General features: G+C 43.6%; 8 protein-coding genes. 2 read left to right on the plus strand and 6 right to left on the minus strand.

Annotated features, from left to right (window positions below):
- Window positions 1-58 precede the first annotated feature (58 nt).
- From L1D50_RS16180 to L1D50_RS16190, 3 genes are all read right to left on the minus strand, one after another.
- A complete protein-coding gene (locus tag L1D50_RS16180; RefSeq protein ID WP_138522936.1) occupies window positions 59-427 on the minus strand; it encodes an MliC family protein in 369 nt (122 codons plus the stop codon).
- Between the two features lie 140 nt (window positions 428-567).
- On the minus strand, window positions 568-3,750 hold the full coding sequence (locus L1D50_RS16185) for a multidrug efflux RND transporter permease subunit (RefSeq protein ID WP_239966413.1): 3,183 nt from the start codon (window positions 3,748-3,750) through the stop codon (window positions 568-570).
- 2 nt (window positions 3,751-3,752) lie between these two features.
- Window positions 3,753-4,928: an efflux RND transporter periplasmic adaptor subunit gene (locus L1D50_RS16190; protein ID WP_138522938.1), complete on the minus strand. Its 1,176-nt coding sequence runs from the start codon at window positions 4,926-4,928 to the stop codon at window positions 3,753-3,755.
- Between the two features lie 201 nt (window positions 4,929-5,129).
- On the opposite strand from L1D50_RS16190, the gene L1D50_RS16195 reads away from it, so the two are divergent.
- The gene (locus tag L1D50_RS16195; protein WP_128726561.1) at window positions 5,130-6,053 is read left to right on the plus strand and encodes a sensor domain-containing diguanylate cyclase; all 924 of its coding nucleotides are present in this window, start codon (window positions 5,130-5,132) and stop codon (window positions 6,051-6,053) included.
- 106 nt (window positions 6,054-6,159) lie between these two features.
- A complete protein-coding gene (locus L1D50_RS16200; RefSeq protein ID WP_128726560.1) occupies window positions 6,160-7,866 on the plus strand; it encodes an alkaline phosphatase D family protein in 1,707 nt (568 codons plus the stop codon).
- A gap of 61 nt (window positions 7,867-7,927) precedes the next feature.
- Here L1D50_RS16200 and L1D50_RS16205 read toward each other — a convergent pair whose 3' ends face one another.
- The 3 genes from L1D50_RS16205 to L1D50_RS16215 form a co-directional block, all read right to left on the minus strand.
- Window positions 7,928-8,872, minus strand: a complete 945-nt coding sequence (locus tag L1D50_RS16205; RefSeq protein ID WP_138522941.1) for a hypothetical protein — start codon at window positions 8,870-8,872, stop codon at window positions 7,928-7,930.
- 97 nt (window positions 8,873-8,969) lie between these two features.
- The gene (locus L1D50_RS16210; RefSeq protein ID WP_239966414.1) at window positions 8,970-10,865 is read right to left on the minus strand and encodes a S9 family peptidase; all 1,896 of its coding nucleotides are present in this window, start codon (window positions 10,863-10,865) and stop codon (window positions 8,970-8,972) included.
- 224 nt (window positions 10,866-11,089) lie between these two features.
- Window positions 11,090-12,199: an alkene reductase gene (locus L1D50_RS16215; protein ID WP_138522944.1), complete on the minus strand. Its 1,110-nt coding sequence runs from the start codon at window positions 12,197-12,199 to the stop codon at window positions 11,090-11,092.
- Between the last annotated feature and the right edge of the window lie 85 nt (window positions 12,200-12,284).

The following is a 12,284-nucleotide window of genomic DNA, read 5'->3' on the forward strand; positions in this document are numbered from 1 at the left end:
ATAAGACATTCTAATTTTATATATAAGTGACGTTACCTACTGGGACGAGCATTTATAATCAGTTTGATTGCGCCTTCACTGTCAAGGCTTCATTAGGCCGCATCTCGCAACGCGCGATGATGCGGTTGTTTTTATCTTGTTCTTGTCTAAGCAACATACCTTCGTTATTTTTTGTCCACCACACAAACCCATCACCTTGATATTTTGCCCCGCTGGCTGAACGAGCAACCTTCAATTTAACCACTTGTTCGTTAAAATGGACAATTGCCTCATTACTATCGTTGTAGTCAACCTTTATCACCGAATTATTATCGCATTGGTAGCGACTAAGTGTTTCACTCAGCTCAATTTTACGATTTGATATGTCCTCGCCACATGCACTGAGAGCAGTGGTAATTAAAATAGCAAAGGCAATTTGAGATTTCATAAACAGACTCCGACGAGAAAAAGACGGTATCTGATAATCTAGCGCAGACGGATGAAGTTAAGGTGAATAGTGTGGTTACAAGGCAATAAAAAGCGGAATAAAAAAGGCCCCGAGGGCCTTTAAACATGATTACAAGTTAATTAATCCTTTACAGGAATAGTATTAGGGGGACTCTGTGCTTCGCGTATTTTTGGCGTGTATATTCGTTTAGTCATCACCATAAAGAAAATTGGTGTAAACAATAGACCAAACAAGGTAACCCCTATCATTCCTGAGAATACCGCAATACCCATGGTTTCGCGCATTTCAGCACCCGCACCAGTTGCAAGTACCAGAGGTACAACCCCTGCGGTAAAGGCAATTGACGTCATCAAAATAGGACGTAAACGTAGTTTACATGCCTCAATAATTGACTCCAAATTAGTCTTGCCTTGCTCGTACTCTTCTTTTGCAAACTCCACCATTAGGATTGCATTTTTACACGCCAAAGCAACCAAAACGATAAGTGCAATCTGGGTAAAGATATTATTGTCACCCCCTGTTAGCCACACCCCAACTAATGCTGACAGTATGGTCATTGGTACAATGAGGATGATTGCAAATGGTAGCTTTAGGCTTTCGTATTGCGATGCCAAAACCATAAACACCAAGAGTACAACCAGTGGGAAGATATACACCATCACGTTACCCGCGAGGATTTGCTGATAGGTGACTTCAGTCCACTCAAATGCCATTCCTTCGCTAAGCGTTTCGTTTAGCACGGCTTCAATTGCCATTTGTGCTTGATCCGAAGAATAGCCGGGCGCAGGGCTGCCATTTAACTCGGCAGTCGGATACCCGTTATAGTGCATAACACGATCAGGTCCCGTTGTCGGCGTTACTTTGAGTACTGCGCCAAGTGGCACCATTTGACCATAGTTATTTCTTACTTTGTAAGACAGAATTTGTGCTGGATCTGAGCGAAAGTTAGCGTCAGCTTGAGCGGTGACCTGATAAGTGCGGCCAAATAAGTTAAAGTCATTAACGTACATTGAACCTAAATAGATCTGTAATGCATTAAACACCTCCTCAAGCGGTACGCCTTGTACCATAGCTTGCTCACGGTCGATATCAATGTCCATTTGTGGTACTTGGATCCTAAAGCTTGAGTACAGTCCCATTAGCTCCGGCTGCTGCTGCGCTTTTGCTATCACTGCTTGTAAGTCCGAGAATAGTTTTTCAAATCCGAGGTTTGCTCTATCTTCAATTTGCAGTTTAAAACCACCAGTGGTGCCTAAGCCTTGAATTGGTGGCGGTGGGAACACCGCAACAAACGCTTCATCTATGATGGCAAACTTTTGATTAAGCTGCGCTGCGATTGACGACGCATACAACTCAGGCGATGCGCGATTTTCAAATTTGTCTAGGGCAACAAATACAATCCCGCTATTTGGGCTGTTTGTAAAACCATTTACTGAAAGCCCAGGGAAAGACACAGAATGTAAAACGCCTGGAGTCTGTAATGCAATTTGTTCCATCTCACGTACAACGGCTTCTGTTCTATCCAAGCTTGCAGCGTCTGGCAGTTGGGCAATCGCAACAAGATACTGTTTGTCCTGCTGCGGAATAAAGCCGCCAGGGATGGTGCTAAACAACTTAGTAGTAGCAAAAATTAACCCTAAATAAACCACCAACACAATGGTGCTCAGCCTAATAAGTTTTTTTACTAGTCCAACATAGCCGTGAGCTGCCTTATCAAAAAAGCGATTAAACGGTTTGAATAGCCACTGACCAAACAATTTATCTAACACCACGGTGAGTTTGTCTGGTTTAGCACCGTGCGGCTTTAACAGTAGTGCAGCAAGCGCTGGTGATAATGTTAATGAGTTAAATGCCGAGATCAGCGTCGAAATCGTGATCGTGAGGGCAAACTGTTTGTAAAACTGGCCTGACAACCCGGTAATAAATGCAGTTGGAATAAACACTGCACAAAGCACCAATGCAATCGCTATAATAGGGCCTGTCACCTCCGACATCGCTTGTTTAGTTGCCTCAAAGGGCGCAAGGCCGTTTTCAATATTACGCTCAACGTTTTCAACCACGACGATGGCATCATCGACTACGATACCGATTGCCAGTACCAAACCAAACAACGACAACGTATTGATAGAAACACCAAGCCACTGCATTGCAGCAAAAGTACCAACTAACGATACAGGCACGGCCACCAGCGGAATAATCGAAGCGCGCCATGTTTGCAAGAATAAGATAACAACTAATACCACAAGTACGATGGCTTCTAATAATGTCGAAATTACCGCATCGATTGAGCCGCGAACAAAGATTGTCGGATCGTAAACGATATCGTATTCAACCCCTTCAGGAAAACGTGTCGATAACTCTTTCATGGTTTCACGCACCTGATCCGACAGCTCTATCGCGTTAGAACCAGGACGCTGGAAAATCGGCATTGCCACCGCTTCGTTACCATCTAGCAAAGCTCTTAACGCGTAGTTATCTTGTCCAAGCTCAACTCGGCCAATGTCTTTGAGTCTAGTGATCGCACCATCGCCTGATACGCTAACAATAATATTGTCAAATTCACTGGTATCTGCCAAACGGCCTTTAACGTTTAACAGAATTTGGAATTGATTTTCATTGGTTGTGGGTTGAGCACCCAAAGAGCCAGCTGCTACTTGGCGGTTTTGTTGTTGGATTGCTCGGACCACATCGCTTGCGGTTAAGTTTCTTTCAGCCAATTGCTCGGGGTTTAGCCATATCCGCAACGCGTATTTACCGCCGCCGAATAGTTTTACATCACCAACTCCCGGCAAACGCGCTATCTGATCTTTGACATAAATATCGGCATAGTTAGAGAGGTAGCTGGTATCATGCGAGCCACTTGGCGATACCAAGTGCACCACCATAGTGAGATCTGGTGACGCCTTTTCAGCCACAACCCCTAAGCGTTGTACTTCTTGCGGTAATCTTGGAATAGCGCTATTTACTCGGTTTTGTACTTGCACTTGGGCTCGGTCTAAGTCAGTACCAAGTGCAAAAGTCACGGTAAGTGTTAAACGACCATCACTGGTTGCTTGAGAAAACATATACAGCATGTTTTCAACACCATTGATCTCTTGTTCAAGCGGCGTTGCAACGGTTTCAGCAATGACTTTTGGGTTGGCACCGGGGTAGGTTGCAGATACCACAACGGTCGGCGGGACCACCTCTGGATACTCACTCACGGGAAGCTGAAAAAGGGAAATGGCCCCAGCGATTAATATCACGAGTGACATCATCGCCGCAAAAATAGGGCGCTTAATGAAAAAATGGGAAAATTTCATTATTAGTTTAATCCTTGTGAAGAATCGCTTGGCGTCATCGCAACCACTTCTGTGGCAATGTTATCTGGCAAAGTAAGCGTCACGGAATTTGGGCTTATTGGCATGCCTGGGCCTACACGCGCTGGACCATTCACCGCGATACGCTCTCCTGCGGCTAAACCCGATTCAACAGCGCGAAATTTGCCATAGCGATTACCGAGTGTGATTAGACGATATTCAAGTGTATTAGACTCATTTACAACTAGAACAAAACGATTTTTAAGATCTGTACCAACTGCGCGGTCTGGAATTAATACTCGATCGTTTTGCTCACCGGATGAAAGACTCACTCGTGCAAACGAGCCGGGTCGTAGCTGTCCACTGCGATTATCAAAAGAAGCGCGTACTTTTAGGGTTCCGGAATGGTCATCAATGGCGTTGTCAATAAAGTCTAGCTCACCCATAACTGGCTGTGACTCACGGCCCAGTAGCTGTAATTTCACAGGAAGCGACTCACCTTCAGTCACTGATGCAAACTGACTATTCCAAGTGCGTTCATCGATATCGAAGTACGCATACATCTTATCGGTTGCAACTATCGTAGTAAGTAACGTGTCGTTTGCTCTAATGGTGTTACCTTGAGTGACCTCGGCAAAGGAAATTTTGCCGCTGATTGGTGCTGTGATCTTACTAAACTCTAAGTTTAGTTGGGCTGCTTTAAATGAAGCCCTAAGCGCATCTAGTTCGGCTTCACGCTGCGCGGTAAGCGAAACACGAGCATCGACCTCTTCGGTCGAAATCGCTTTTTGCTTGCTTAATCGAAGCGCTCGCGCAGACTCACTTTTTGCTTGCGAAAGCGCCGCTTCGGCACGTTTCACCTGTGCGGCAAGGCTGGCAACCTCAGCTAGGAAAGTTCTGTCGTCCAGCTCAAATAGAACATCGCCTTGGCGCACCGTATCTCCTTCTTTGAAGTTTACCGAGCTGATCACTCCCGTGACTCGAGCGCGAAGTGCGACTTCGTTTGGAGAAGAAAGACGTGTTGTATAGGTATGCCAATCAGCAATGCTAATTTGTGGTGTTGCAGCTACATCAATTGGTTGAATAGGCGGAGTTTGAATGCTTGCCTGCTCAGCTTCGCCACATGCACTTAGCAGTAGCAAAGCAGAAATAATCGTTGCGAGTTGCGTTGGTTTTAACATAGTTCCTCCTTTGTGTATGGAGGTAACTATACGTTTCATTTGTTGCATTAAATATAAGTAAAATGGAATATGATTGGTGCTTAATTGGAATCAATTGACTTGAATAAAAAATCAAATGATTTTTTTATGTGATTTGCGTGAGATCTAAGATAAATCCTCTCGATTGATTTAAAATAACAAAAAGTCTAATGGAATTGAATTATGTCTAACGTCAACCATTTACAATCCCTTTTGAGTGTGTTGCTGAATAAAAGTGACGATGCAGTTGCTATTGTCAGCAACAAATCGGTACTTGAATTTTGTAATAAAGCAATGGCAAAGCTAATCGGACAACCTTCGTCTCATTTAACTGGGCGCACACTGAGTAATATCTTCGACCCACAAACAGACGATACGTTTGATGACAGGCTCGATGGGGATGAACTCACCGAGTGGTTTTTAGGCTTAAGCAATGGCTGTGAATTAGACTATCCAGAAATTGAAATTGATACCTTAAACGGTGAGTTTTTTAAATTACGATGTTTTCCGTTGCAAGATGATGCCTTTGCTATCTACGGAGACAATATCACTACAACAAAGGCGATGTGTAGCGAACTCGAACATTTACGTAAAGAACTTGATTTTATTACCAAAACTGATCCATTAACCGGCGTCGCCAGTCGTAGGCAGCTAAGCGATAAAATTGATAGTCAAATTAGGTTATATGAACGTTACAGAACACCGTTTAGTGTGATACTGACAGATCTTGATAACTTCCGTGCAATTAACGAGCGATTCGGTCATGAAGCGGGAGATATGGTATTAGTTCATGTGAGCTCATTACTCTCTGAAATGTTAAGAGACACGGATTTAATAGCCCGATTAGGTGGAGAGGAATTCGCGTTGGTGCTGCCCAATACTGGGTTAGAGGGCGCGACCCTTGTTGCCGAGCGAGCACGCAACCTGATTGAGCAGACATCATTTCAGATTGCCGTAGCAGAGGAGGTCGATATTACCAGCTCTTTTGGGGTCGCTGAATTTGGCGCGGGCGAGACTGGTGTTGAAAGCATTGTGCGTCGCGCAGATACAATGTTACAAGAAGCCAAAGTCAATGGCAGGAATCAAGTTATTCCAAATCCGCACTAATTAAGGCCAATCGTTAAAATGTAATAATGCTTAACTAAGCTAGTTCCTTCGAGCAGTAGATAAGTGCGCCTACTATGGCGCATTTTGAAGTTAAGGAACAATGATAATGGCAAGTTTTACCCGTCGAGATTTTATTAAAAGTGCATTAATGGGCGTTGGCGCGGCAACAATTAGCGTCTCGTTAGTAGGTTGCGGCAGTAGTGATAGTAAAGCCGTTGCAAGCAACGATTTTGCTGTCGTATTTAATCATGGTGTCGCAAGTGGCGATCCTTTAGCTGATAGCGTTATATTGTGGACGCGTGTCACTCCTGAAGGTACACCCAATAGTGTGGATGTCACTCTACAAGTATCAGAATCAGAAGACTTTGGTGTCTTACTACAAAGCCACCAGCTGGCCGCATTAGCAAAAAACGATTACACCGTTAAAGTAGATCTTAATGGCCTGACTGCAAATAGCCGCTACTTTTATCGCTTTGTCACTAAGGAAACGCATTCTCCCATAGGTAAATGCAAGACCTTACCCGTTAACGATGTCACTCAGGTAAAACTTGCCGTGATGTCTTGTGCAAATTATCCGGCAGGTTACTTTCATGTCTACGCAGAGGCTGCAAAACGCAGTGATTTAGACGCGGTATTACATTTAGGTGACTACATATACGAATATGGGATGGGTGGGTATGCCACTGAAAATGCCGACGCTATGGGCCGAGGGCTGGATGCAGATAATGCGAACGAGATTATTTCATTAAATGATTATCGTCGTCGCTATGCTAAATATCGTACCGATTTTGGCCTGCAAGCTCTCCACGCCAGTACGCCATTTATTGCGGTATGGGACGACCATGAGGTATGTAATGACTCATACATGGATGGTGCTGAGAACCATAACGAAGGGGAAGGGGAGTACACAGCCCGGAGGCTTGCCGCACTGCAAGCCTACTATGAATGGATGCCAGTACGTCCGATGGTTAAGGATCAACTCGAGAGCCTCTATCGTAAATTTGAATTTGGCGATTTGTTGTCACTTTATATGCTAGATACTCGTCACGAGAGCCGAGCTAAAGCACTTGACTATCAAGATTATATTGACCCTACAACAGGACAAGTGGATTTTGCCGGATTTCAGGCGGATCTCACCGCGCCTTCCCAACAGCTGTTGGGTATAAATCAATTGACTTGGCTAACCGATAACATGAAGGCATCGGCAGCGAAGTGGCAAGTCTTAGGGCAACAAGTATTGATGACCAAAATGGTGATCCCAGCCGAGCTGCTTATGTCTCTTGCAAATCCTTCTGCACAAATGTCGACGCAATTAACAGAGCTTGCTCAAATTAAGAGCAGACTGCTTGCTGGTGATTCAACGTTGTCAGAACAAGAAAAGGCGCGAGTCACGTCTACTGCTCCTTATAACTTGGATGCATGGGATGGCTATCCGATTGAACGTGAAGTGATTTTACAAACTGCAAAAGCGGCCAATAAAAACTTAGTTGTCGTTGCTGGAGATACGCACAACGCGTGGTCTGGTAAGCTCTGCGATGCAAGCGGAACCGTCTGTGGCCAAGAATACGCGACAGCTTCTGTCAGCTCTCCGGGGCTTGAGCATTACTTGCAATTAGGCGATGAGCAGGCGCTACAATTTGCTGAGGTATTGCAATTACTAGTCGATGACCTTGAGTATGCGAATATTCATCAGCGTGGTTATTTAACGCTTAATTTCACAAAAGAGAAGGTGGAAAGTGAGTGGCATTTTGTCAATACAGTTAAGCAAGAGCAGTTTGAAAGCCACAATAAACAGCGCGAGCTTTTACTTTAGGTACTAAAAGCAATTCGCGAGACACTAATTTACTGCTTAGTAAAAGGTGCGTAAAGGGGCTTTACAGCCCCTTACATTTAGCTATTTTATCTTGCGAGAGCAGCGCTGTTACCTTGAACGGTTTCTTTTTATCCCCTTTAACTTTAACTTTTGCAATATCTAAATATTGAAAGTCTCCAGGAGCATTTAGACGCCATAGATTCTTTGACTGTTCAGAAAAGCAAAACTCTCCCGTATCTCCATGTATCAACAACAACGGATAACTCAGTCGGGCTGCATATTCTGCAAGTGTCTCTCGATATAATTGATAACCATCACATTTAGCTTTTGAGTTTTTATGACATCGTCCTGAGTGCTTCTCTTTTTGATACAAGTCGGCTTGTAGAAATATCACCGCGGCTTTATGGCTTGGTGTTAGCAAGCTATTTAACCACTTCATATTCTCGACATCACGACGATAGGACTCAGCGTGCACCGCTGTTTTATCAGATAATAATATTTGTCTGCGACCACTGTTGGTGCCTGGTACATGTAAGGTTAAAAACTGTACAGCACCCACTATCCAAGATTGATTTTCCGGTATTGTTTGCTGGCGACTGAACTTTGGCAGGTTAGGCATTTGTACTGCAAAGTGTTGACGAACGAAGTCTAATCTTTCTAGTTCATCAAACCTAGGGTTTAGGGTCTCACGGTCGCAGTCCGTCCAATCATTGTCTCCGGGAGTGAATATAAAAGGTTGATTACTCACACTTGAGATCAGGGCATAATTATCTTTAAGAAGCTGATCAGTACAGGGCTCAGCACCAGATTTCATATCACCTACATGCACCATAAAATCATGCTGTGTATCGTTTACCTTTTCATGCAGTGCACCATTAGGCATCAGCATGGCCCTATCTATCTCCGTGTAGGGCATATCACCAAAGACTAAAAAGGACGCTGCCGAGGCTTGGAATACACTGAGCATAGGCATCACTGCCATGACGAATAATTTAACGAGCTGCACAATAATTCTCCTTTATGTTAGCAGCCTATCATACATCAACTCTATGACAGAAGAAGTCGCGCTCTCAATAAAAAACGCCGCTACTTGCGGCGCTTTGTTATTTTAGATGCTTTTCGAAAAAAGCTAAAAACTCAGTGAGTGTCTTCACTCTGTGTGCTTGATAACTCAGATAATGGTTGCCATCCTCAAGCTCTATATATTTGAACTTTTTGTCATGATCTTCAAGTTCATCTGCCATGTCACGACTATGATTCACAGGCACGACTTTATCGTCATCACCATGAATAAGTAACACAGGGCGGTTAATTTGTTTCGCATAGTTAACAGGGGATTGTGCTTTAAGTTTATCAGTATCTTGTCCAAATTGATCACGGACAAGCGCTTTATTTGTGAAAAAGCGCGCGCGACTGACTATTGATTCTAAGTCTGTAACGCCAGCAAAGCTTGCTGCACATTGAAACGTCTCAGGATGTTTTACCACAGCCATTAGTGCCGCATAGCCACCGTAACTTGCGCCACCTATACAGATTTTATTTTTGAGTGCATACTTTTCTGCAACCAACCAATTTGCTGCATCTTGTAAATCATCTTGCATCTTTCCTCCCCAACCTTGATTTGCTTCATTAAAGAAGTCAAAGCCATAGCCAAAAGAGCCTCTAAAGTTAGGTTGAAAAACCACAAAGCCACGGCTCGCCAATAGCTCGGACCAGTAATCAAATCCAGCGTAGTCACGAGAGTATGGCCCACCGTGTGGAAGGATTATTGTCGGCGCAGCCGAATCGAATGCTTTAGGTAGGGTTAAATACCCCTCAATTTCAAGGCCGTCACGCGCCTTAAATGATACCCTTTGTTTGCCTAAATAATTGTCACCTGTAATATCTGGATATAAACGTCCTAACCCCGCTAAAGAGCTGGTTTCTCTATCACCAATCAGGTATGTGCCAGAGTCTTGGTCAGAATCGCCATACGCAATGTATTTTTTATTATCCGCACTCATACTTATTACAACAGTGTCATAACTTGGTAATGCGGCTTTAAGTGAACGTTGCAGGAGTTTGCGGTCTTCGTCCCAATAAACTCTCGAGTTATCGAGGTTGGAATGGCTAAAGCCTATGGCTCTGCCGTCATGTGAATAAATGATGCGGCCATCAAAGTCATAATCTGGATCGGAGAAAACGAGCTGAGGTAAAAGCGGGCGCTTAGTAATATCTGCTTTAAAGAGCGCATCTTTACCATTATGAAGTGCGGTTAGGTAAATAATATTTGGATCTTTATCAAATCCAAGAATATGGATAGCTTCTGGGCCACGAGCCTGAAAGGTGTAGAAATCAATTAGGTCCTTCGTCTCGTTATCATAGAGCATGTAATAAGCTTTGATCCCCTCAAACCCGTAACCTATTCTTACATTACCTTGTTGATCGGCTATCCAACTGGAAATTTTACTTCTGCCCCGAACAACCAGTTGACGTCGATCTCTTTTGATATCCAAAAGATAAACACTTGGCTTATTTACGATATCAAAATCTGCTTGTACCAGGACCTTGTTGGGTTGATCTGGTAGTAAACTGATCACGCTATCCTGAAACTGTGCTAAAACTTGGTCACGATAAGGCTGATTGATTTGCTCTAACTTCGCTGATTCATCAGCTAAGTTATATTTAAATAAACGCGATGAGGTATACTTAACACCTCTTTGTACCTCAGTGTAATCAGCGCCGAAAATTAACAATTCGTCTGTTGCCCAGTCATACCAACTTAACGTAATGGTTTTGTTGTCCGTTTTTAGGATATATCTTTTTTTCTGCGTCTTAAGGTCATAAGTCGTTAGAACCAGATCGCCTTCGTAATTTTGTAAATAGGCGACAGCCTTACCACTGGGTGAAAGTGAAACTTTACTCATATTAGGTAGTTGTGCATAACTCTCTACGGGTAACTGGGCTTTAACAGAGATGGTGCAGAGTAGTGCTATGGCAAATAGAATTATATTTTTCATTTTCTGATAGAAGTAGATTATTTTATGTGTCTTTAATTTGGCGACATTATTCCCTATTTACAGGCTAAACGCCAATCTATATGTATAGGTAGATATAATCGTTAGTAATAATTTAGGAAAGGCGAGCACGACAGTTAGATAAATTTTTCTCACCTTAAACAGCAAATGTTGGCACTGCGTAAGCACTAATCAAGGTTTACGCAGATTGAAAGCCAACTTTTAGTCTACTTTGTGTTAATTGAATTTGAGTCGTGGGTTTGGTAATCCGTATAGCCTTGTTCACTACCACCAAATAATGTCTCAGGCTGATGCTTATTCAAGCGCAAATTATGTGCTAGCCTGTGGGGGAGATCAGGGTTAGCGACAAATGGACGGCCAAACCCAATCATATCAGCCCAACCTTCATCAAGAGCTTGTTGGGCGCGCGCTTTCGTATATTTTCCAGCATAGATTAACACGCCATTAAATGCCTCCCTAATTGCATGCTTAAAGCGCCGAGGCATATCTGGCGCATCTTCCCAATCCGCTTCCGCGATGTGTACGTAGCACACGTTGAGCGCATTTAGTTGTTGAATTGCTGCGAGGTATGTCTGCTCAGGGTTTTCATCAACTGTACCATTTAAGGTAGTAAGCGGCGCAAGCCTAACGCCCACTTTGTCACTGCCTATCTCGTCACTCACAGCCGTCACGACCTCACGCAAAAAGCGAATGCGGTTATCAATTGAGCCACCATAGCCATCTGTTCTTTGATTTGAGCAAGAGTCTAAAAATTGATTGATCAAATAACCGTTCGCTGCATGTAGTTCAATTCCGTCGAACCCTGCCTGCATCGCGTTGCGTGCTGCGTGTCGATATTCGTTAATTACATTATTGATGTCTGCTAGGGTCATTGCTCTTGGTGTTTGTGCTTGAATAAAATTAGGTGAATCATTTTCATCGATGAAGACCTTTACACCCCGAGCTTGAATTGCTGAAGCTGAAATTGGCTGAAGCCCACCTGTATTGCTTTGGTGCGATACTCGTCCAACATGCCAAAGCTGCGCAAACATAACGCCGCCTGCATCATGCACTTGTTTTGTGACTTGTTTCCAGCCAGCAACTTGGGCGTCTGAATAGATCCCCGGTGTCCAAGCATACCCCTTACCGAGTTGCGATATTTGTGTCCCTTCACTAATAATTAAACCAGCCGTTGCACGCTGTGCGTAATAGGTTGCCATCAAATTGTTAGGGATATCCCCAGGTTGACTCGCCCGTGAGCGGGTCATAGGTGGCATCACTATACGATTGTTAAGTGTTTTACCTGCTAAATTAATTGACTCAAACAAATCAGCCATTTGGCCTCCTCAACGTTTATTTTCACTATGAGAAGCTTAACGATTTAAAATATTTTCATTAACCGCAATAAATACAAAATATATT

Origin of the sequence: Pseudoalteromonas sp. Isolate6 (assembly GCF_022398435.1) — a bacterium.
In the GTDB taxonomy this organism is placed as follows: Bacteria; Pseudomonadota; Gammaproteobacteria; order Enterobacterales; family Alteromonadaceae; genus Pseudoalteromonas; species Pseudoalteromonas galatheae.

Coding starts and splice junctions, on each gene's coding strand:
- L1D50_RS16180 (WP_138522936.1), bottom strand. CDS start 427: ATGAAATCTCAAATTGCCTTTGCTATTTTAATTACCACTGCTCTCAGT.
- L1D50_RS16185 (WP_239966413.1), bottom strand. CDS start 3,750: ATGAAATTTTCCCATTTTTTCATTAAGCGCCCTATTTTTGCGGCGATG.
- L1D50_RS16190 (WP_138522938.1), bottom strand. CDS start 4,928: ATGTTAAAACCAACGCAACTCGCAACGATTATTTCTGCTTTGCTACTG.
- L1D50_RS16195 (WP_128726561.1), top strand. CDS start 5,130: ATGTCTAACGTCAACCATTTACAATCCCTTTTGAGTGTGTTGCTGAAT.
- L1D50_RS16200 (WP_128726560.1), top strand. CDS start 6,160: ATGGCAAGTTTTACCCGTCGAGATTTTATTAAAAGTGCATTAATGGGC.
- L1D50_RS16210 (WP_239966414.1), bottom strand. CDS start 10,865: ATGAAAAATATAATTCTATTTGCCATAGCACTACTCTGCACCATCTCT.
- L1D50_RS16215 (WP_138522944.1), bottom strand. CDS start 12,199: ATGGCTGATTTGTTTGAGTCAATTAATTTAGCAGGTAAAACACTTAAC.